This window comes from Streptomyces sp. NBC_01525 (assembly GCF_045040405.1).
Taxonomy (GTDB): domain Bacteria; phylum Actinomycetota; class Actinomycetes; order Streptomycetales; family Streptomycetaceae; genus Streptomyces; species Streptomyces benahoarensis.
On sequence record NZ_CP109397.1, the window covers coordinates 6,664,206 to 6,686,007 of the forward strand.

The 21,802-nt window shown below is 69.2% G+C and carries 12 protein-coding genes and 2 pseudogenes; 6 read left to right on the plus strand and 8 right to left on the minus strand.

Annotation, left to right across the window (positions count from 1 at the left end):
* The first annotated feature begins 42 nt into the window (after window positions 1-42).
* A complete protein-coding gene (gene lpdA / locus OG422_RS28740) occupies window positions 43-1,470 on the plus strand; it encodes a dihydrolipoyl dehydrogenase (RefSeq protein WP_405747080.1) in 1,428 nt (475 codons plus the stop codon).
* Between the two features lie 447 nt (window positions 1,471-1,917).
* Here lpdA and OG422_RS28745 read toward each other — a convergent pair whose 3' ends face one another.
* The gene (locus tag OG422_RS28745) at window positions 1,918-2,964 is read right to left on the minus strand and encodes an ArsR/SmtB family transcription factor (RefSeq protein WP_405747082.1); all 1,047 of its coding nucleotides are present in this window, start codon (window positions 2,962-2,964) and stop codon (window positions 1,918-1,920) included.
* A 61-nt stretch (window positions 2,965-3,025) separates the two neighbouring features.
* On the opposite strand from OG422_RS28745, the gene OG422_RS28750 reads away from it, so the two are divergent.
* Window positions 3,026-4,237 (plus strand): MFS transporter, encoded by a 1,212-nt coding sequence (locus OG422_RS28750; protein WP_405747084.1) that lies wholly within the window; start codon window positions 3,026-3,028, stop codon window positions 4,235-4,237.
* Window positions 4,238-4,309: 72 nt separating this feature from the next.
* Window positions 4,310-5,488: an IS701 family transposase gene (locus OG422_RS28755; RefSeq protein WP_405747086.1), complete on the plus strand. Its 1,179-nt coding sequence runs from the start codon at window positions 4,310-4,312 to the stop codon at window positions 5,486-5,488.
* Here OG422_RS28755 and OG422_RS28760 read toward each other — a convergent pair.
* Both OG422_RS28760 and OG422_RS28765 read right to left on the minus strand, forming a co-directional pair.
* Window positions 5,447-6,283 carry an AfsR/SARP family transcriptional regulator gene (locus tag OG422_RS28760; protein WP_251076372.1) on the minus strand — a complete coding sequence of 279 codons (837 nt, stop codon included), beginning with the start codon at window positions 6,281-6,283 and terminating at the stop codon, window positions 5,447-5,449. The genes OG422_RS28755 and OG422_RS28760 overlap by 42 nt on opposite strands.
* Before the next feature lie 601 nt (window positions 6,284-6,884).
* A pseudogene (locus tag OG422_RS28765) lies at window positions 6,885-7,062 on the minus strand (transposase); the annotation flags it as partial.
* Between OG422_RS28765 and OG422_RS28770 the strand changes: the two are divergent.
* A pseudogene (locus OG422_RS28770) lies at window positions 7,028-7,349 on the plus strand (transposase); the annotation flags it as partial. The pseudogenes OG422_RS28765 and OG422_RS28770 overlap by 35 nt on opposite strands.
* Window positions 7,350-7,489: 140 nt before the next feature.
* On the opposite strand, the gene OG422_RS28775 reads toward OG422_RS28770, so the two are convergent.
* The 5 genes from OG422_RS28775 to OG422_RS28795 form a co-directional block, all read right to left on the minus strand.
* Window positions 7,490-8,404, minus strand: coding sequence for an LLM class flavin-dependent oxidoreductase (locus OG422_RS28775; protein WP_405747088.1), 915 nt, complete (start codon window positions 8,402-8,404; stop codon window positions 7,490-7,492).
* Window positions 8,401-9,468, minus strand: a complete 1,068-nt coding sequence (locus OG422_RS28780) for an acyl-CoA dehydrogenase family protein (protein ID WP_405747089.1) — start codon at window positions 9,466-9,468, stop codon at window positions 8,401-8,403. The genes OG422_RS28775 and OG422_RS28780 overlap by 4 nt, the downstream gene beginning before the upstream one ends.
* 146 nt (window positions 9,469-9,614) lie before the next feature.
* Window positions 9,615-10,598 (minus strand): clavaminate synthase family protein, encoded by a 984-nt coding sequence (locus OG422_RS28785; protein ID WP_143939542.1) that lies wholly within the window; start codon window positions 10,596-10,598, stop codon window positions 9,615-9,617.
* A gap of 40 nt (window positions 10,599-10,638) precedes the next feature.
* Window positions 10,639-17,859: an amino acid adenylation domain-containing protein gene (locus OG422_RS28790; RefSeq protein WP_405747090.1), complete on the minus strand. Its 7,221-nt coding sequence runs from the start codon at window positions 17,857-17,859 to the stop codon at window positions 10,639-10,641.
* 78 nt (window positions 17,860-17,937) lie between these two features.
* The gene (locus tag OG422_RS28795) at window positions 17,938-18,120 is read right to left on the minus strand and encodes an MbtH family protein (RefSeq protein WP_381058645.1); all 183 of its coding nucleotides are present in this window, start codon (window positions 18,118-18,120) and stop codon (window positions 17,938-17,940) included.
* A gap of 356 nt (window positions 18,121-18,476) precedes the next feature.
* On the opposite strand from OG422_RS28795, the gene OG422_RS28800 reads away from it, so the two are divergent.
* A complete protein-coding gene (locus tag OG422_RS28800; protein WP_185993787.1) occupies window positions 18,477-20,276 on the plus strand; it encodes a non-ribosomal peptide synthetase in 1,800 nt (599 codons plus the stop codon).
* A 77-nt stretch (window positions 20,277-20,353) separates the two neighbouring features.
* Window positions 20,354-21,715, plus strand: coding sequence for a DUF6002 family protein (locus tag OG422_RS28805; protein WP_405747093.1), 1,362 nt, complete (start codon window positions 20,354-20,356; stop codon window positions 21,713-21,715).
* Window positions 21,716-21,802 lie beyond the last annotated feature (87 nt).

Below are 21,802 nucleotides of genomic sequence, written 5' to 3' on the forward strand. Positions count from 1 at the left end.
AACCGACGAAGACCGACGAAGACCGAGGAAGAGGACGGGATCATGGTCGAGCAGGACGAGGTCGAGCAGGACGAGCGATTCGACGTTGTCGTACTCGGCGCCGGGCCCGGTGGCTATGTCGCCGCCGTCCGCGCCGCACAGCTCGGCAAACGGGTCGCTGTGGTGGAGGAGAGGTACTGGGGCGGCGTCTGCCTGAACGTGGGCTGCATCCCCACCAAGGCCCTGCTGCGCAACGCGGAACTGGCCCATATCTTCACCCGGGAGGCGAAGACCTTCGGCATCAAGGTCGACGGGCAGGTCTCCTTCGACTACGGCGAGGCGTTCCGCCGCAGCCGTAGGGTCGCCGACGGCCGGGTCAAGGGCGTCCACTACCTGATGAAGAAGAACAAGATCACCGAGGTGAACGGCCGCGGCGCCTTCCTCGACCCGCACACCCTCCAGGTCACCGACTACGACGGCAACACCCGGACCATCGGTTTCGCGGACTGCATCATCGCCACCGGCGCCACCCCCAAGCTGCTGCCCGGCACCAAGCGCAGCGCGCGCGTGGTGACCTACGAGGAACAGATCCTCGCCGAGGAGCTTCCGCAGTCGATCATCATCGCGGGCGCCGGGGCCATCGGTATCGAGTTCGCCTACGTGCTGCACCACTACGGCGTGAAGGTCACGGTCGTCGAGTTCCTCGACCGCATGGCACCCCTGGAGGACGCCCAAGTCTCGGCCGAACTCGCCCGCCAGTACCGCAAGCTGGGCATCGGCGTCCTGACCTCGACTCGTGTCGAGACCATCGACGAGTCCGGCCTCCAGGTCCGCGTCACCGTCACCGGCCAGGACGGTGCACCACAGATCCTTGAGGCCGACAAGGTCCTCCAAGCCATCGGCTTCGCCCCCAACATCACCGGCTACGGCCTGGAGAACACGGGCGTGGCGCTCACCGAACGCGGCGCGATCGCCGTCGACGGCCGCTGCCGTACATCCGTCCCGCACCTCTACGCCATCGGTGACGTCACCGCCAAGCTCATGCTCGCGCACGCCGCCGAGGCCATGGGCGTCATCGCCGCCGAGACGATCGCCGACGCCGAGACCATGGAACTCGACTACGCGATGATCCCGCGGGCCACCTACTGCCGGCCCCAGATCGCGAGCTTCGGCTACACCGAGTCCCAGGCCCGCGACCTCGGCCACGACGTCAAGGTCGCCACGTTCCCGTTCACCGCGAACGGCAAATCCCACGGCCTCGGCGACACCACCGGCTTCGTCAAACTCCTCAGCGACGCCACGCACGGCGAGCTCATCGGCGGCCACCTGATCGGCCCCGACGTCACCGAACTGCTGCCGGAGCTGACCCTGGCCCAGCAGTGGGATCTCACCGTGCACGAGGTCGCCCGCAATGTGCACGCCCACCCGACCCTGGGCGAAGCGGTCAAGGAAGCCGTGCACGGGCTGGCCGGTCACATGATCAACATGTGACCAGCGAGGCCCCGTGACCTGCCGCGTCTGATGGCGTCGCACTGTTGACCTGCGCAGATGATCTTTCGGGAGTTTCCCGCTCATGCATCGTTGATGCGGCCGGAAGTCCCAGAAAAGCCCCTGGGGTCTGGACGCCGGGTGAGCGGCGCTCGGCCTATGCCCTGCGGAAAATCTCGCAATTCTACGTCGCTGTGCAGGGCGCCCCCGCTCCCCGTCGCGCTGAGATCGCCGCGGTCACACCCGGAAACTTCTCGGGGTCCCCCGGCCCCAACTGTCGAACATCCGTCCACTATGTGTGCCTGCCTGCCGGTACACACGCCCATCAGGGAGCAACCGGCCCGACTGCTTGATCGTCACTCGTGACATCTGATCGCCGGAGGGGCCTTGCACACACCGCCAGCCTTCGGCACTGGACCCGAAAGCCAGACCTCATGCCTCGCCCTCCTCTCAGAAACCCCCAACAGCCCCAGCTCGGACCACCCCTGCCACATCGGGCCCGGACGGCTGCGCACCCACGAGGACCTGGCCCGCTGTGGTGCGGTAGTAAAGGACCGACCGACCGGCGCGTCGGCGCTGGGTCAGGTGAGCCTCGCGCAGGATCCGGAGATGACGGCCTACGGAGCCGAGCGGCTGGTCGGTGAGAGCCACCAACTGGGTGGTCGTTTTGGGGGTGTCGAGCAGGGTGAGGAGCTCGGCACGAGCGTGGCCGAGCAGAGCGGCCAGGGGCTTCGACACCGGGCGGCGGTCGTCCTCTACCAGGACTCCGGAGCACGGGTAGACGACCGCGTACCGGTGGGCGGGGTGGGTGCGCCGGCCGTCGAGGGGAGGGGCGTCCCAGCAGACCCAGCTCTGGCTCGGGGTGACCGGGACGAACATCAGCTGCACCCCGGAGAGTTCCAGAGGGGGGCTGTCACACAGGGTGATTTGCAGGCGGTTCTCCCCGAGCCAGCGCATCCCGGGGCGCATGTCGTTCAGGGTGGTGGCCCAGCCGCTCAGGCCGAGCCGGGCAGTACGGGCGACGATGTCGGCCTCGATGATCCGTTTGCGGCGCGGCCAGTAGGGCTGGACGGTCTTGGTCCACACCCATTCCAGCAGGTCGGCGGCGCGCTGTGCCAGGTCGTCGCGGTACAGCAGGGCCGGCAGCGAGCCGTTCAAGGATTCCGCCAGGTCGGCGCGGGCGACTGCGGGCGGGGTGCTGCGGATGTGCTCCAGTTCCTGGGCGAACGTGGGGTCGTCCTCGGCGAGGGGCGTGGGTGTGAGGAAGGTCGCGTTCCAGCGGTGTCCCAGCGCGGCGCCGACGAGGGTGGCGGTGACCGGGTCGCCTGCCAGGTGGTCCTGGTAGCCGGGAAGGTGGGCTTCGAGCCACCGGCGCTCGCCGACGTGGGCCGCGCTGCCGCGCTGGAGGGTCTTCAGGCCGGCGACCGCCTCGGCCAGCGGTGAGGTGACGAACCGGCTCCCCGCGAGCGTGTCCGCGTTGACCTGCCACCAACTCATTGGTTTCGCCTCCCCGCGAAAAGCTAACGCCTCGCTGATCATGCCGGACAGACTCTCCGCCATGCGTACGTATCGAGACGTCTTCCGCACGACGGAATTCACCCCGCTCTTTCTGGCCTCGGCCGGGCAGACCGCGGCCCAGACGGTGAGCGGGCTGGCCCTGGGCATCCTGGTGTTCGAGCAAACCGACTCGGCGCTGCTGTCCTCCCTGGCCATGTTCGGTCCCGCGCTCGCCCAGATGGTCGGGGCGGCCACTGTGCTGTCCGGCGCGGACCGGCTGCCGCCGCGCGCCGCCATGACGGGGCTCACGTTGCTCTTCGGCCTGGGCACTGCCGTGCAGGCGATTCCCGGGCTGCCGGTCTGGGGGGTGTTTGTGGTGCTGCTGGGGCTCGGCGTCGTCGGGTCGGTCAGCGGCGGGGTGCGATACGGACTGCTCAACGAGGTCCTGACCCGGGACGGTTACCTGCTCGGACGGTCCCTCTTCAATATGTCGGTCGGAATCATTCAGATCTGCGGTTTCGCGATCGGTGGCGTGCTGGTGACGACCCTCTCTGCGCGTGGCACGTTGCTCGCGGCCGCCGCCTTCTCTCTGCTGGCGGCCGTGGTGGCGCGGTTCGGGCTCAGCCCCCGGCCGCCCCGGGTCTCCGGGAGGCCGTCGGTCGCGGAAACCTGGCGGACCAACGCACGCCTCTGGTCCTCGGTGCCCCGCCGGTACGTCTATCTCGCGCTGTGGGTGCCCAACGGCCTGATCGTCGGGGTGGAGTCGCTTTACGTCCCGTATTCGCCCGGGAACGCCGGTCTGCTGTTCGCCTTCGGCGCCGGCAGCATGTTGGTCGGGGACATGCTGGTGGGCCGCTTCCTGCCGGCACGGTGGCGGGGCCGGCTGGCCGTTCCGTTGTGCGTCCTGCTCGCCGCCCCGTATCTGTTCTTCGCGCTGGACCCGGCGCTGCCGGTTGCGGTGGTGCTGGTCTCGGTCGGCACGTTCGGTTACGCGGCGGGGCTGCTGCTCCAGGATCGGCTGATGGCGCTGACGCCGGAGGAACTGAGCGGGCAGGCGCTGGGGCTGCACACGTCCGGGATGCTCACCATGCAGGGCGTGGGGGCGGCGGTGGCCGGCGCGGTGGCCGAGCTGACGTCGCCGGCCACCGGCATGGTGGCGACGGCGGCCGCCTCCCTGGCGGCGACCTTGCTGCTGGCCCCCGGGCTGCGAGACGGCTCGGGAGCCGACGAGGTGAGGGGCGCGGAGAAGGACGCCGCCCCCACCACGCAGTAGTGGCCCACGCGGTGCACGCGGCCTCGACATCGTTTCCATGCGGCTTCAATCCGGGCGAAGCAGCCTGGACGTGTGCTGACTTCGAGCGACGATCTGTCCCGGTTCTGTGCCTCCGTGTTCGCCTCCATGGCTCGCCACGACCAGCGACGCTGGGGTGAGGTGTACGTGCGCGGCCTGGTGGAGGTGCCAGGCCGGAAGTCGGTGCGCCGTATCTCCGAAAGCCTGTTGGGGCGGCGCGCCGACCAGAGCCTCCAGCAGTTCGTCAATCAGAGCTCCTGGGATTGGCACCCGGTGCGCGAACGCATCGCCCATGAGGTGAGCGCGGCACTCGCGCCCCGAGCTTTGGTGGTGGAGGAGGTCGTGCTGCCGAAGAGCGGGCGCAGCTCGGTCGGGGTGGCCCAGCAGTTCTCCCAGACGCTGGGCCGCGTGCTCAACTGCCAGCTGGGACTGGTGGTGATGGCGGCCGGACCGGTCGGCGTGGCGCCGATCAACTGGCGGCTGTTGCTGCCGCGTTCCTGGGATGCCGACCATGACCGCCGGTCCCGCAGCCGGGTGCCCTGCCACGTGCGATACCGCTCGCGCTGGCACCATCTGTTGGACACGCTGGACGAGATGACCGTCGACTGGCGGGCGAAACCGCTGCCCGTTGTGGTGGACGCGAGCCGCAGTTCGTCGGCGGTCGCACTGATCCGGGGCCTGGAGAGCCGTGGGCTTCGGTACGTCGTCCGTGTCAGCTGTTCCACCCCGTTGGTGCGGCTGGCCGCGGGTGAGTTGGTCACGGTGGGAGAGAGACTGGCACGTGCGGGGGACTCCCGGGGGCCAGCCCAGCACTGGCGGGATAACCGGGCTGCTGGCTCTCGCTACAGCACCGTGCTGCTGCCGGACTCCGGGGCGACGTGCCGAGCGCGGGGCGTCGGCTTCCCGCACCGCACCAGGAGGGTCATGGTGGAGTGGGGCGCGGAGCCGAACAATGTCGAGTCGGCGTGGATCACCAATGTCGAGAGCGTCCGGTCCTCCGACGTGTTCGAGCTGCTGGCCTTGTGGTCCCAGGCCAGCCGGGGCTTGCAGCGCCTCGGTGAGCAGTCCGGCCTGCGCCACTTCGAGGGACGATCGTTCCGGGGCTGGCACCATCACGTCACACTGGTCTCGGCGGCGCACGCCTACGAGCTGCTGGGGCGGCTGCACGGCGACGGTGGCGGGTGTGCGGTGTCAAACCGAGCAGCTGCCAACAAGGTCGAGAGTTTGCAGTAGTGCACCTGAGAGGGAACGGGGCGCATCGAGACCGGGGTCGGCGAGCAGGACGGCGTCATGCAACTGCCGGATACGCCTGGATGGTTCGATGCCGAGTTCCTTGGAGAGCACCGTGCGCAGCTGCCGGTAGACATCGAGCGCCTGGGCCTGGCGCCCCGATCGGAAGAGGGCCAACATCAGCTGGGCATGCAGGTTCTCGCGAGTGGGAAACTCGGCGGCCAAGCCGATGAGTTCACTGATCAGTTCGTTGTGCAGGCCAAGACGGAGTTCGGCTTCTATCCGCAGTTCGAGGCAGTTGAACCGGATTTCCTGTAGCCGTGCCTGGTGGGCAGTTATGAGCGGGCCGGCCTGCACATCGGCAAGTGGTGGCCCCTGCCACACCGCAAGAGCATTGCGGAGAGTCTCTGCTCCACGGCAGTGGTCCCCGAGCAACAGCGCGCGCTTGCCTTCGTCCACCTGGTCGACGAACCTGAACAGGTCGAGACTGTTCCGCCCGAGGAACAGCTGGTACCCGCGCTGTCGGGTGCGTAGGATCCCGTCCGACGGCTCTTCCCCGATTTCGGCCTTGTGCAGGGCGCGACGTATGTGCATGACGTAGGTGCGTATGGTGGTTATGGCGCTACGGGGTGGCTCCGCCGCCCACAGTTCGTCGATGCACGTGGTGGTGGTGACGAACTGGTTGGCATTCACCGTCAACAGCGCAAGCAGCTGGCGCGGTTTCGGCGCGCTTGGCGCGCAGCCCAATCCATCTTCGGTGGCCCCGAGGAAAAGCGGACCTAAAACCTTTATGTGCATGGATTGCACGCCCCCCGTCTGACCAGCGTCTGGTCGTCGCCGAAACGATCCGCACCATAGACCTCGGAACTTATTAAGATCAATAGGGTTTGGGCCCGGTGATCACGTTCGAGACAACTTGTAAGGATGGCCTGGACCGGGGCGATCGGTGTGGCATAGGCGGACAGGGCAGAGCTTCGGCGCCCGGCCTGAATTGGGTAAGAGGGTAAGGGTTCGCCTGGCCATTTGCCGCACCACCGGAATTGGGCCATGTATCCGCGTTTCGCCAACTGATGTCAACCATTGTCAGGGCGGCTGGAGCAGTCGCAGACCGAAGCCTTCCCAAGGGCTGTCCTACCTTCATGGCATGTGCCTGATCTGGCCATTTGTGAGATCGGAGGGCCCGAGGTTCGGGTGGGGTGGTAAAAGACAAGCAGCTGGATGGCTGACGGGAATTGGCCGCTTGGAGCCCCGCGACGACTCGACCGCCGATGGGGAGACCCGAGCGAGCGAGTACGGTGGCTCCTTTGACCTTGCGGTTCTTCAGTCAGGTCTCGATCCGCTTCGTACCCGCGAGGTGGATCGCAGCCGGAAACCGGGCCCGTCAGCAGCGTCACCGACCCCTTGTCGGCCTCGGGTCCCGTCGGATGCGGGCCTGGTCGGCGATGACGACGGCGTCCTTCGCATCGGTCTTCCCCCACCCCGGTAGGTGGCCGAGGCTCGGTGGCCGCCAAGCCGGTGAGGTATGCGACGGGCTGGCCGTGGGTGGTGAGCAGGCCGATCGGCAGGGCAGCGCCGCCATCGTCCGGCGCGAAAGCTGCCGTTGGCCGCACAGCGGTGATCGCTGCCGGCCACCGTGGCACCGGCCTGGCTATCCCGCATCGCCAGTGAACGCGTCCAGGCCGGACTTCCAGCCTGGAAAAAGGAACACAACACCCTTCACCGCAAAGTACGTGCCCGCGTCGAGCACGTCTTCGCCCACATGAAGGGTTGGAAGATCCTCCGCTGCTGCCGCCTGAAAGACGACGGAGTTCACCACACCATGCTCGGCATCGCCCGCCTCCCCAACCTCATCCTCCCTGGCTGAGAGGGAAACAGGCCGGTCATCCAGTACGTCAGGTCATTCACGGAAAAACCTCGGCAGGAGCCAGGCAGCGCCTACGCAAGGACGGGCACGCTGAGGGGTGGCAGCCGGGCACGGCTGCCACCCCTCACCGAAAGGACTTATTAAGGCTGGAAGGTACTCAAGGCCGCGGAAGCCGCGCGGAGGAAATCCGGCCGGCTTCCACTGAAGACTCCGTCGACGCGTGGATGGTTCACCACCACATCGGTGAATCCGAGATCACGACACCGCCCCACGATATCCACAAAGCGTTCGGGGGATGAGTACGGCGAATTCACCACCCGGCTGACGTTCACCAGGCGCCCGATCTCCGAGAACTCTCGTCCACTCTTCTCACAGGTCTCGGCGAGCCGGGTCAGCTGCCGGGCCAGCAGTTGCCACGACTCCTTCTCCGACCGGACTCCGGGCTGTCCGGCGTCACCAATCGTCACCCACCACTGGCCGTACCGAGCCGCGAGCCCCATACCGCGCGGCCCCGCCGCCGCGACGGCGAACGGCACCCGTGGCTGATGGACGCAGCCCGGGACCATCCGGGCATCCACGGTAGTGAAGTACTCACCCTGATAGGTCGTGACCTGGTTCCGCAACAGCTCGTCGGAGAGGTCGACGAACTCGGTGAAACGGTCGGCTCGCTGGGCCGGAGTCAGGCCCCTGTCGCCGAGCAGCCGGGCGTCGCTGCCTGGCGCGCCGGCCCCGACCCCGAAGACGAAGCGACCGCCCGACAGCTGGTCGATGGTCATGACCTGCTTGGCCAGCACGGCCGGATGCCGGAAGTTCGGGGTGGACACGAGCGTGCCCAGCCTGATGCGCTCGGTCACGGTGGCCACTGCGGAGAGCACTCCCAAGGGGTCGTACCAGGGCAGCTCGCTCAGCGTTCGCCAGGAGTGGTGGTCGAAGGACCACGCGTGATGCAGGCCCAGCTCCTCCAGTTCCTTCCAGATTTCCCGCGTCTGCGGCCACTCGTACTCCGGAAGCACGACGGCGCCGATCCGGACAGCGCCCGCCTGTGGGGAGGTCACTGCACCCCCAGATGAGTGGCGACCAACTCACGGCAGAGATAGTTGGGCGGACCCATCAGGGTGAGGGCGCGCGCGTCCTGCGAGAGCCGGTTCAGGCTGTGATTCCGCGAGAACGCGGTGCTCCCGGCCAGTTCCTGCGCCCCCCGGCAGATCACCTCGGCCGTCTCCGAGGCGAAGACCTTGGCGGTCAGCGCATGGCCGGTCCGGTCCCCGTGCGTCCGGGTGGCCGACTCCACCACTCCCCGGATGGCCGCTAGACGCGAGCCCAGCTCGAAGACATGGTGGCGATAGAGCGGGTTGTCCAGGAGAGAGCGCCGACGCCCAATGTCGATCGCGGTGTCGTGAGCCTCCTCGGCGATGCCCAACGCGACAGCGCCGAGCGTCAGCCCCAATGTGTGTGGGTGGCCGATGACGACGGGAGTCTCGCGGGAGTGGATCAGCGCGTCTCCGGCCTCCGTCAGGTATCCGGCCAGTCGGATCAGTCCGGTCGCCGAACGGCGCATGCCGGACAGGTCCAGCACTCCGTCGACGGTGAAGCCCGGACGCGTGCTGTCGACCACGAAGATGCCCTGATCGAGCCGGCCGTAATGTCCTGGCGTCGCGTCCTCCTCACCGGTGCGGGCAAGGACCAGGTAGAGGTCGGCCACCCCTGCGCCCGTGGTGAAGGTCTTCGCGCCGTTGAGCTCCCAGCCGCCGTCCGCCTGCCGGACCGCAGTGGTCGCGATCTTCTGCTTGGCCGCGTCGGCGCCAGGCTCGCTCCAGGAGGAGGCGAAGATCCGGCCGTCGCGGGCGACCGCTGTCAGGAAACGCTTGCGTTGCTCTTCCGAGCCGTAGGCGATAATTCGGCTCACGGCCGCATAGTGCAGGAAGACGATGATCGCCACCGAGGCGTCGGCCCGCGCCAAGCCGGTGATCACGGCGTTGGCGTCCGGCCAGTCCGCCCCGAGACCCCCATACTCGGCCGGGACGGGCAGCCGCAGGACGCCGCTCCCGCGTAACGCGTCGAGCACGCTGTCGCCGGGGCGCCCGCCGGTGTCGTTGCCGGCCTCGCCCCGGAGCCTCACCAGGACTTCGGCGAGCTCCGGTAGACACGGCGGGGTGGGTGAATGTGTCGGCCAATCCATAGTCTCTCCGACTCTGCTCGATATCCGGCATGGAACGCCTACCTGACGGGCCGCACCACCGCGGGAGGCGGTACCCGTTCCGGCCGCTAGCGGACGAGCACGTAGCCGTCGTCTGTGCGGTAGGACCGCGAGCGGCGCAGGTCAGCCAGGGCAAAAGTACGTTGAACCCAGCGGTCCCGGCCGTCGTAGCGCGGGCGGAAGGCCGTGCGACCGTGCAGGCAGACCCTGTTGTCGACGATCGCGAGATCCCCGGCGCGCATGCGGACGGTCCGGGCCACGCTCGCGAGCGCGTCGGAGAGCTCGGTCAAGGCTTCCCGAGCAGTCGGGGTCAGCCCGGTCGTGGCCGCGAAGTCCACTTGAATGTCAGGGTCGTCGGGTGCCCCGGTCAGCACGGCATGCCGGGACACCGTGCCGTCCGCCGAGCCGAAGGACGGCGGCGGTTGGGTGCTGAATTCGGGTTGCAGGAGGCACTCACGGACCCGGTTCGAGAGCAGCGGCAGTGCCTCGCGGATCGAGGCGCTGGACAGCCCGGCAACCCCCTCGTGATCCGGTCGCAGGCAGAGCAGCATCACGAAGTCCGGACGGTGTTCGTGGAAGGCGTTCTCGTTGTGCATCATCAGGTCCGTAGAGCCTGCGTTGCCCTGAAATTGCTCCTGGCCCGGCACAGGCACAACGTCCTGCACCAGCGCACCGGACTTCTCGGCCAGGAAAGCCGCCGGGTCGCCGAGCCCGCACGCGGTCATCATCAGCAGGGCCGCCGGCATGGTGGTCGTCCGCTGGAACGAGCCGGCCACCGTTGGGGTGTCCAGCAAGTCGTGCTCGTCCACCGGGAGTCCGCGCAGGACGAGCGCGCCTGCGGGCCCCGCGGAGCGTCGGAAGGAGCTGATCCGCCGCCGGTACGCGGACGGCAGTTCCTCCCATGCGGACCGGGCCGCGGCCACCCATGCAGCATCGTCGATCCGGTCGGCCACCGAGGCCAGATGCCGGCCTACCCGGGCCGTCTCCGCAGCATCAGCCGCGGAGATCCGGTGGACAATCTCGGTTGGCGTGGCCTGTGCTGTCTTGGACATGCTTCCTCCACTCCGCGATTCCTGAGAAATCGAGTAGCTGTCAACCGCGCGTCTGGCGCATCCTGCGCGCGATCACCGCGCCGATCCGTTCCGTGGGGCGCTGATGCATCATGGCGCCGTGCACGCAGTCGACCGGGTGGACCTCCAGGCCCCCGGTAACGAAGCGGCGCCAGGCATCCGGATCCCCGGCGTCGGGATCGAGCGCCGCGGGGAACAAAACTGCATTGCCCTGGAACACCCCCGGCTGATGAGCGCGTCCGAGGGCCACATGGTGGATGAACGCCCGGGCCATGGCGGAGATGGTCTCCTCGTCCAGGCCGGCGAGCGGCCCGTTCCCCCGGCCGGTCAGCCGGATGAAGTCGGCGAGCTCCAACCGTTTGCCAGAGGTGCCGGCCGTCGGCTGTCCCAGTGAGGTGAGGAGTTCGGCGAGCGGGTCGGGCTCGTCAGCCGGCTCGGCCGGGCCACCGCATGGCTCGGGCGGGTAGCCGTCGAGTAGGGCAAGCAGCTCCGTCTCCTCGCCCTGCTCCTGGAGCCGCACGGCCATCGCGTGCGCGACGACTGCGCCGAACGACCAGCCGAGCAGCCGGTACGGGCCAGAGGGTTGGACCTCCCGGATCCGCCGGACGTAGTCGGCGGCCAGTTCCACGACGCTCTCGGGCGCCGCCTCCTCGGCCCGCAGGGCGAGCGCCTGCAGCGCGTACACAGGTTGGTCCGGATCGAGCCGATCGAGGAGCGCCGCGTACACCCAGCCGATGCCGGCCCCCGGGTGGACGCAGAACAGTGGAGTCTGCTGCGGCTGGCCGCCACGCAGCGGCAGCAGCGGGGCCAGTGAGTCCTGGTGACTGCTCGCTTCGAGCCGGGCCCCCAGCGCGGCCACGGTCGGAGCTGCGAACAGGTCCTGGATGCCGAGCTGCCGGCCAAGCGAGGACCGGATCAACGCGACCAGTCCGGCGGCCATCAACGAGTGCCCGCCCAGCGTGAAGAAGTCGTCGTCGACTCCCACCTGTGACAGCCCGAGGACCTCACCGAAGAGGGCGCAGAGCGACTTCTCCAACGGCGTGGACGGGGGCCTTCCGGCGCCGACCGGGGAAAGCTGTGGGGCGGGAAGCCGCCGGCGGTCCAACTTGCCGTTCTTGGTGAGCGGCAGCCGGTCGATCAGCATGTACGCCGAAGGCAGCATGTACGCGGGCAGCAGGTCAGTGGCGGCGGTCCGCACGGACTCGACGTCCAGATGCTCCTGGGCCGCCGGGACCATGTAGGCCACCAGCCGGTCCCCGTCGAGAACGTTCACCGCCGCAGCCGCAACCCCCGGCTGGGCCGAGAGCACCGCTTCGACCTCGCCCAGCTCCACCCGGAAGCCGCGCACCTTGACCTGGTCGTCCACCCGGCCGGCGAATTCCACCTGTCCGTCCTGGCGCCAGCGCACCAGGTCCCCGGTCCGGTACATCCTTGCGCCGGGAGCGCCATATGGGTCCGGGAGGAACCGGTCCGCCGTCAGGTCGGGTTGGTTCAGGTAGCCGCGGGCCAGCAACCCGCCGCCGATGTACAGCTCGCCGACCACACCGGCCGGGACCGGGGACAGCGCGTCGTCCAGCACGTACCACTGGGTGTTCCAGATCGGACGGCCGATGGTGATGCCGCCGGCCGGCACGCAGTCGCCAGGCTCGATGCGGTACTCCGCGCAGCCCACCGTGGTCTCGGTAGGGCCGTACTCGTTCACCACGGTCACGCCGGGGTGTGCGGCCCGCCACTCGTCCAGCGCCGCGCCCAGCAGTAGCTCGCCGCCGAGCACAAGCTGCCCGTTGGGCGCGTAGGTCTCGGGCAGGATCCCGAACAGCGCAAGGTGCGAGGGGGTCGCTTTGACGAAGGTCGGCTGCTCCACCTCGGCCGGGTCGGTGTCGTCGAGCGTCACCAGTTCGAGCGAGCCGCCGGAGGTGAGCGGCCCCCATAGTCCGGTGACGGTGAGGTCGAAGGCGACCGGGGAGTGGACCAGCGCCCGCCCAGCCAGCGCCGGGTAGGCCTGTCGGGCCCAGGCCAGGTACAGGTTGAGCGACCGGTGTTCCACCACCACGCCCTTGGGCTCGCCGGTCGAGCCGGAGGTGTAGATCACGTAGGCAGTGGTCGCCGGGGTGGGCTCCACGGTGCGCTCGGACCGGGACAGATTGCCCGCTCGGTGCCGGCCTACGGCGGCGGCGGTGTCCGGCTCGTCGAGCAGCAGCCGGGGCAGGGGCGTGGGCAGGCGGTCCTTGAGCGCGGTGGTGGTCACCGTCAGCGCGGCAGCGGAGGCCATGATGGTCCGAGCCAGCCGCTCGGGGGGCTGCTCGGGGGCGAGCGGCAGATAGCCGGCGCCGGCCTTGAGCACGCCGAGCAGGACCGCCACCAGCTCCGACGTTCGGGGCAGAGCTACCGCGACGAGCTGTTCAGGCCCGACTCCCCTGTCCGCCAGGTGGCGGGCGAAGCGGTTGGCTCGCTCGTTCAGCTCCGCGTAGGTGAGGACGACGCTGCCGTCGCGCACGGCGGGGGCGTCCGGCGTCTCGCGCGCGAACTCTTCGAACAGTTCCGGCACGTTCCGTTCCGGGACGGTCGTCGTGGTGTCGTTCCAGTCGACGAGAATGCGCCGGCGCTCCCTGGCCGTCAGCAGGTCGACGGAGCTGATCCGGCGGTCCGGGTCGGCCACCAGTTGCGCCAGCAGCCGGTGCAGCCGGCCGGCCAGGGCCTCGGCGGTGTCGCGGTCGAAGAGTGCCTCGGCGTACTCCAGTACGCCATGAAGCCCCTCCGGGGCTCCGGCAGCGTCGGTCCGGTCGGTCAGGGCGACGCGAAGGTCGAACTTGGACACCTCGAAGCGCACCGGCTCCTCGACAGCCTCCAGCCCTGGAAGCGCCAAGCCGTCGCTCACCCTTCCATCGAGCTGTAGGACCACCTGGAACAGTGGATGCCGGGTCAATGAGCGCTCGGGGTTGACCGTCTCGACCACCCGCTCGAATGGCAGGTCGGCATGCTCGTACGCGGCCAGGTCGCTGTCTCGTACCCGGGCCAGCAGCTCGGCGAAGGTCGGGTCGCCGGAGACGTCGGTGCGCAGGACAAGGATGTTGACGAAGCAGCCGACCAGGTCGTCCAGGGCATCGTCGCCACGTCCCGCCGCTGGCACGCCGATCGGGATGTCGGTGCCGGCCCCGAGCCGGGACAGAAGCGCGGCAAGGGCTGTCTGCATGATCATGAGGAGCGTGCAGCCGTGGGCTCCGGCCAGCTCCAGCAGCCGCGCGTGCAGTTCGCCGTCCAGGGCCAGGGGTACGGTGCCGCCGGCGTTGTCCATCACTTCGGGCCGAGGCCGGTCGTAGGGCAACTCCAGTTCCGTCGGCAGGCCGGCCAGCCGCTCCCGCCAGAACGACAACTGCCGGGTAGCGGGGGAGTCCGGGGACCGCTCCTCGTCCAGCATCCCGAGCTGCCACAGCGTGAAGTCCGCGTACTGCACGGGCAGCGGCGGCAGGTCGGGGGCCTCTCCCGCGCTGCGCGCGGTGTAGGCGGCGGACAGGTCTCGCAGGAGTACGCCCAAGGACCAGCCGTCGGTGGCGATGTGGTGGATCACCAGGGCCAGGACGTGTTCCCCGGGTGCAGTCCGATACAGGACCGCACGCAGCGGGGGCTCTGTTGCGAGGTCGAACTCCCTCAGCGCGAAGGCTGCGAGAGCCTGGTCGAGGTCGCCGGGCGGGCAGTCGGCGTGCTCCAGCAGCGGAGGCAGCGTGTCGGCGGGGAGGATCCGCTGATGCGGATCGCCGCCGTCGGCGGGGAAGACCGTCCGCAAGGCCTCGTGCCTGGTGACCACGTCCGTGAGCGCGGCGGCCAGGGCGTCTGGGGCGAGCCGGCCGCGCAGCCGCAGCGCAAAGGGTGAGTTGTAGTCAGCGCTCTGTCCGGTCCGGCTCAGGAACCAGACCCGCCGCTGAGCCGCTGACAGCGGCAGTACGGCGGGACGTTCGGTGGGGACGAGGGCCGGCTGGGAGGGCCGGGACGCCTCAAGCCGATCCACCAGGCCGGCCACGGTGGGAGTCCGGAACAGGTCGCGGATCGAAAGCTCGACCCCGAAGGTGGAGCGAATCCGGGCGATCAAGCGCGTCGCGAGCAGGGAGTGCCCACCGAGCGCGAAGAAGTCATCCTGAGAGCCGACCCTCGGGAGGGCAAGGACCTCGGCGAACAGCCCTGCAAGGATCTCCTCCCGGGGGCTACGCGGCGCCTGGGAGCCGACATCCGCGCCCCGCTCCGGGGCCGGCAACTCCATGTGCCGCAGGGCTTGGCGGTCGAGTTTGCCGGTCGGCGTGAGGGGGAGGCGGGGGACGGTCAAGAAGTAGGTGGGGATCAGGTAATCCGGAAGGGACTCCGCCAACAAGGTCCGCAGCCGCACCGGGCTGGGATCGCAGCGGCTGTCCGTCGTGAGGTAGGCGACCAGCCGACGGTCCCCTGGAGCCACCTCGACCGGGAGCACCGCTGCCTCGGTAACCTGAGGGAGCTCGCGCAGCTGTGCTTCCGTCTCGGCGGGCTCCACCCGGTAGCCGCGGATCTTCATCTGGTCGTCCGCGCGGCCGACGAACTCCACCGCACCGTCGGGCCGCCAGCGGACCAGGTCACCGGTCCGGTACATCAGCTGCCCGGGCTCGGTCGTGAACGGAGACGGCAGGAACCGTTCCGCGGTGAGTTCCGGTCGGCCGAGGTAACCCCGGGCGAGCCAGGGCCGGGTCACGTACAGCTCTCCGGGGATGCCCACCGGTACCGGCCGCATGCGGTCGTCCAGCACGTGGATGCGGGTGTTGGCGATCGGCCGGCCGATCGGCGGGTGCGTGGGCCAGCCTTGTGGCGGCCCGGTCATCAGGTGGGCGACGACCGCGTGTGTTTCGGTGGGGCCGCACTGGTTTTCCAGGACGACACCGTGCATCCGGGCCAGGAACGCGCGAACTTCCTTGCCCAGGGTGAGCCGCTCGCCCGCGGTGACGATCTCCTGGAGTGGTAGTGGCTCCGCCGCCTCGGCGGCGTCCTGGACGGCGAGCTGCTCAAGCACCATCGGTGGGCAGAACAGCCGCCGGACGCCGTACGCACGGATGGCGGCCAGGAGCTGGCGCGGGTCCCGGCGTTGCTCCTCGCTGATCAGCACCAGGGAGCCGCCGGTGAGGAAGGTGGTGAACAGCTCTTGGAAGGAGGCGTCGAAGTGCAGTGAGGAGAACTGGAGTGTGGGCCCGGTGACGGTGGTCCGATCGACCTGCCACTGGACCAGGTTGGCCAGCGGCGTGTGAGCCATCGCGACGCCCTTGGGGCGCCCGGTGGAGCCCGAGGTGTAGATCACGTAGCACAGGTTGCCGCCCGTGGCGAGGGGTGCCGGGTCGGCAGCTGGCCGGTCTTTGAACCCGTCCGGCCCCATCACCACGGTGGCGGTGCCGGTCGGTAGCAGGTCACCGAGCTGCTGATCGGTGACGACGATCTCGGCCGAGGTCTCGCTCAGCAGGTAGGCGATCCGGTCCGCCGGGTGCGCAGGGTCGAGCGGCAGGTAGCCGCCCCCCGCCTTGAGTACAGCGATCAGCGCCACAACGAAGTCTGTGCCCCGGGGCAGGAGCAGGCCCACCGCCCGTTCCGGGCCGACGCCATGCGCACGCAGCTCATGGGCGAGCCGGTTGGCCCGGGCGTTGAGCTCGCCGTACGACAGCTGCTGGGCGCCTTCGACCAGCGCGGTGGCCTCGGGGGCGCGGCTCACCTGCTGTTCGAATGCGTCCGTGACGGTCCCCTCGGGGATGGGGCGCACGGTGTCGTTCCAGTTGTCGAGCAGCTGGGCCAGCTGGCCGGCGTCGGCAAGCGGCAGGTCCACCACCGGACAGTCCGGGTGCTGCGCGGCATGGTCCAGGAGGTGGACATAGTGCTCGACGATCCGGCGCGCGGTGGCCTCGTCGAAGAGGTCGGTGGCGTAGACGAGTTCGCCCGTCAGCGGGCCGGATCCGGATTCCGTGAGGTTCAGGGCGAGGTCGAAGTTGGTGGAGGTGTGGCGGGGGCGGATGTTGTCGACCGAGGTGTCTTCGAGCCGGAGTCCGTCACCGGGGGCAGACACGTCGAACCAGACCTGGACCAGTGGGGTGTGGCTCATCTCGCGTGGTGGGGCGAGCTCCTCGATGAGGCGCTGGAATGGCAGGTCCTGGTTGGCGAACGCGTCCAAAGTGGCCGAACGGGTCCGGTCGATAAGTTGACCGAGGGTCGGGTCGCCGGTGAGGTCCGCCCGGATGGGCAAGGTGTTGACGAAGAAACCGACCAGGTCCTCGACCTCGGGCAGGGTGCGGCCTGCGGACGCGCAGCCGACGAGGAAGTCGGCGCTGTGCGTGTACTGGGAGAGCAAGGCTTGGTACGCGGCCAGTGTGGTCATGAACAGCGTCGCGCCGTGCGCGCGGGACAGGGCGCGCAGGCGATTGGCCGTCTCCTCGCCGACGGTGAACGAGACCGGGGCGCCCTGGTACCCGGGCGCCGCCGGGCGCGGGCGGTCGGCGGGCAGGTGAAGACTGGTGGGCGCGTCACTCAGGGCCTGCCGCCAGTGCGCCAGCTGCCGGTCCAGGTGCTCATCCGTGAGGTCTCTCTGCTGCCAGGCGGCGTAGTCGGTGTAGTCGACGAGCAGCGGGGCCCATCCCGGCGTACCGCCTGAGCGGGCGGCTCGGTAGGCGGTGGCCAGGTCGCGTTCGAAGACCCCGATCGACCAGCCGTCGAAGGCGATGTGGTGGATGACGGCGACGAGGATGTGGTCTTCCTCGGCGAGCCGCAAGAGGGTGGTGCGCAGGAGGGGGCCGGTGGCCAGGTCGATGGGGGTGCGTACCTCGTTCGCGAGGTACTCGTCGGCGGCGGCCCGGGGGTCGGCGTGGCCGGTGAGGTCGACCACCGGGAGGGTGATGCGGTCCGCCGCATCGACCACGACGTAGGGCAGTCCGGCATCGTCGGCGAAGTGCGAGCGGAGCGTGGCGTGGCGCTCGGCAACCGACCTCAGCGCCTGGTGGAGGGCGGGCACGTCGAGCGGCCCCCGGACCCGATAGACCGTGTCGGCGGTGAGGTAGGCGATCGAGCCTGGATGCAACTGCTCCAGGAACCACAGCCGTTGCTGCGCGAACGACAGTACGGGGCGTGCGTCTTCGGGCTGCCGGGTGAGGGCGGCCTTCCCGCCCGCGCCTTCCCTGGCCCCACCGCGCAGGCGGCGGGCCAGCAGCTCGGCCTGGGCGGCGGAGAGCCGCGGTGGGTGCTCGACGGTCATTGCCCCTCCGAACGTACGCGCGGGACAGCGTCCCTGTGGTCTGGATGCGGCGGCCAGGGCGGTGCCCTGTATCGCTCTTTACGCCCCTGCGAGGGCTTGGCGGACGCTCAAGGGGGTGATGTCGGGCCAGGCGCCGCGGATGTACTCCAGACACTCCTCCTTGCTGCCGACGACCCCGGCCTCTGCCCAGCCGGCCGGAGTCTCTCGGTCTTCGGGCCAAATGGAGTGCTGCTCCTCGTGGTTGACCACGACCTTGTACATGGCGTCGTCCTTCAATTGGTGGTGGAGTCGACTCGGCGCACGGCTGCCCCGGTAGACAGCCGGCTGGCTCCGTGCCCGGTACGGTGGCGGGTTCGCACCGTCGGCGGCTGCTTGAGAACGATCATCAATAGACCGTCGCCGTCCGGGCAAGTGCCTGCCGCCAAGCCGGGGACACTACGTTCAATCCGGCGCCCACCACTCCGTCGGCTGCGGCGTGGAACTGCGGATTCGAGAAAGTGCCGATGACTTCGTTCAGTTGGCGTTGATCCCGCCACCCCCGGTTGCTGATGCTGAGGGCGATCGACCCGCCGCCATCGTGGGGGACGCGATCGCCGCATCCGCGACAAGGAGCAGTCTTGGACATCATCGAGCGTTTCGAAGAACGGGTGAGGCTCGGCCCTGGTGACACAGCGCTCGTGGCCGGTCAAGTTCAGCTCAGCTACGCCGAGTTGGATGCCCGGGCAAACCGGCTCGCCCATTTCCTGCAGGGGCGTGGTGTGGGGCCCGAGACGGTGGTCGGTGTCTGCATGAACCGTCGCCCGGAGGCATTCGTCGCGATGCTCGCGATTTTGAAGACAGGCGGCGCCTTCCAGCCGCTTGACCCGGGCCACCCGGCCCTGCGGCTGACGGACAGCCTGGCCGCCTCGGGCGCGCTGCTCTTGCTTACCGAAAACCGGCTGGCGCACGCGTTCCGCGATGCCCAACTCCCCGTGTTGCCATGCGAGGGCGTGGCAGCCGAGCTGGCCTTGTGCCCGGTGACCCGGCCGGACCGGCTTCTCCCCGAACACGGCCTGCGCTGCGTGATCTTCACATCCGGATCCACCGGCCACCCGAAGGGTATCGGCCTGACCTCCGCATCCATCGGGAACGTCGCCGACTGGGCGGTCAACCGGTTGCCCGGGCCCCAGATCTTCCTGCAGTTCACCTCGCTCGGCTTCGACGTCTCCCTCCAGGAGATCTTCGGCGCGCTGCTCAGCGGCGGCTCGCTGGTCCTCGTTCAGGATGAGCACCGGCAGGACCCGGTGGCGCTGATCAACCTGATGGCCCGTGAGCGCATCCAACGTGTCTACTTCTCTCCGGCGTTCCTGCGCCAGCTCGCTCGCGTGGGGCTTCAGGAGCCCGGACCGACAGGTCAGCTCGTGCTGACGGAGATCGTCGCGGCGGGTGAGCCGCTGTGGCTCACCTCGGACGTGCGGCGGTTCATCGAGGCGCTGGACGGCACGGTGCTGGAGAACCAGTACGGCCCCTCCGAGACGCACCAGTCCACCGCCTGCACTCTGACCGGGGGCCTGGAACGGTGGCCCGACAGTCCGCCACTCGGCCGGCCCATCCCGGGCGTGCGCGGCCACGTCCTGGACGAGCATCTCGATCCGGTCCCGGACGGTGAGCCGGGCGAGTTCTACATCGCTGGAAACGGGGTCAACCGGGGCTACCTCGGGCGGCCCGACCTTACGGCAGAGCGCTTCTTGCCGGATCCGTTCGGTGCACCGGGCAGTCGGATGTACCGCACCGGTGACCTGGTTCGGCGTGGTGCCGCCGGCGAGCTGGAGTTCGTCGGGCGAATTGACGGCCAGGTGAAGATCCGCGGCCACCGGGTCGAGCCGGCCGAGGTGGACGCCGTCCTCACCGGCCACCCGAACGTGCAGGAGGCCGTGACCGTCGCCCGGCAGTCGGGGGAGGGCACCTGGCAGTTGACGGCCTACCTGGTCCCGGCGCCGGGCGGCGCCCTGCCCGACCGAGCTGCTCTGCGCGACTTCGCCGGGCAGCGACTTCCCTCGTACATGGTTCCCGGCACGATTGTCCCGATCACCGCCCTGCCACTCAACGAGAACGGCAAGGTGGACCGTGCTGCCTTGCCCCGGCCGGACGGCGTTCTCGCCCCGGATGCCGACCACATCCCGCCGCAGAACCCCCAACAAGAGACCATCTGCGACATCTGGTCGGAGGCCCTGGAGCGGGAGCAGATCGGCATCGACGACTCCTTTTTCGACCTCGGCGGCAACTCGCTGCAGGCCATGCAGATCGTCTCCCGAGTCCGCCAGACCTTCGACGTGGACCTCGATGTCCATGCCCTCTTCGACGCCCCGACCGTCCGAGGGCTCGCACAGGCGGTGGAGAAGGCCCTCATCGCGGAGATCACCGCCTCCGGCTGCTGACCTCCGACCTCCGGCCTTCGACCCAGCGATGTAAGCGATACAGGTATGCAACAGCTTCCAAAAGGAGTGGATCCGCCGTGTCTGAAACGGGCCGCGCTACCAGCACAGGCCAGGTCGTGCACAACGCGCTTGACCGCTACTTCGAAGAGGTCCGGACTGCTGCCCGGAAGGTAGGCGCCGAGCGGGCCACCGAGCCGGAGATCCCGCTGGAACTCGCCGAGAAGCACCCTGCCTTCGCGGCGTTCACCGAGGTCACCGACATCGGGCTCACCCAGGTGGAGTCGCGGACCCACATCCTCGACCTCATGCGCAACCCGGGCGCCAGGACCACCAAGACCATGGCCTCCTTGCTCATGATCGCCCGTGCGGCGGCCCACATCCGCCGTACCGGCGAGCGGGTGCTGCTCTTCACACCGACCTCCGGCAACAAGGGGACGGCCTTGCGCGACGCCGTGGCCCGGGCCTACGCAACCGGACTGGCCTCCCCCGACGAGCTGCGCATCGTGATGCTTGCCCCCGATGCCTCGCGCAGCAAGCTGCGCGACTGTGCGCTGGCCGGGGACCAGACCTTGCGCACGGCCAACCCGGTGGTCTTGGCCCGCGTCGATCAGCCGGCCGACGTCAAGCTGCTCAGCAGCGAGGTCGTCGAACGGCACGCCGCCGAGATCCTGGACACCACCGGCTTCCGCATCTGGTACACCCTCGACCTCGACAACTACCGGATCGCCGACGCCACGCGCGCCTTCGCCGAGGCGGAGCTGCTGCCCATCACCGCCGAATCCGCTCCGCGCGTGCACGTGCATTCCGTCTCAAGCGCTTTCGGGCTGCTCGGCTACCACCTTGGGCACCGGCTGCTCACCGAGGGCCTGCCCGGACGCACCGCGCCTGCCCGGCACCCCGGGTTCTACCTGGTCCAGCAGCTCGCCACGGCCGACATGGTGACCAGCCTGCTCGGTATGAAGGTGCCGGACTACGAGCACGACGAGGCTGCCGGGGTGTGGCGCCAGGACGCGGCCCCGGAGTTCCCGGCCGTCACGGACAACCCGAAGGAGGTGATCGACGCCACCTTCTACACCAAGGAGCCGCCCACCCGGGCGAAGATCAACGAGATCGTCGCCCACCACGGTGGCGGCGGAATCGTGGTTTCCCGGCGGGAGTGCCTGGAGCGGTTCGACCAGGTGCGGGCGCTGGCCGCCAACGCGGGCATCGCGATCACTGCCGACCCGACGCTGATCCGCGAGTGGTCGCTGGTCAAGGCGCTGACCGGGGTGCTCGTCTCCCGGGAGCGGGGCCTGCTGGCCCCGGACACCGAGGTCGTGGTGCACGGCTCCGGGTACTACAGCGACGAACTTCTTCCCGCGCTGCGCGAGGAACACCTCACGCGCGTCGACACCGTCAACGGTCTCGCGCGGGCCGTCCTCGCAGCCGCGCACGCGTAGCCGCCGACCCTGGAGCTGACAGCGATGCACCGAACGACGCAGAGTTCCACGGACCGCGGGGCCGCACGGGCGCTTGGTGACCGCGCC

Coding starts and splice junctions, on each gene's coding strand:
- lpdA (WP_405747080.1), top strand. CDS start 43: ATGGTCGAGCAGGACGAGGTCGAGCAGGACGAGCGATTCGACGTTGTC.
- OG422_RS28745 (WP_405747082.1), bottom strand. CDS start 2,964: ATGAGTTGGTGGCAGGTCAACGCGGACACGCTCGCGGGGAGCCGGTTC.
- OG422_RS28750 (WP_405747084.1), top strand. CDS start 3,026: ATGCGTACGTATCGAGACGTCTTCCGCACGACGGAATTCACCCCGCTC.
- OG422_RS28760 (WP_251076372.1), bottom strand. CDS start 6,283: ATGCACATAAAGGTTTTAGGTCCGCTTTTCCTCGGGGCCACCGAAGAT.
- OG422_RS28785 (WP_143939542.1), bottom strand. CDS start 10,598: ATGTCCAAGACAGCACAGGCCACGCCAACCGAGATTGTCCACCGGATC.
- OG422_RS28790 (WP_405747090.1), bottom strand. CDS start 17,859: ATGACCGTCGAGCACCCACCGCGGCTCTCCGCCGCCCAGGCCGAGCTG.
- OG422_RS28795 (WP_381058645.1), bottom strand. CDS start 18,120: ATGTACAAGGTCGTGGTCAACCACGAGGAGCAGCACTCCATTTGGCCC.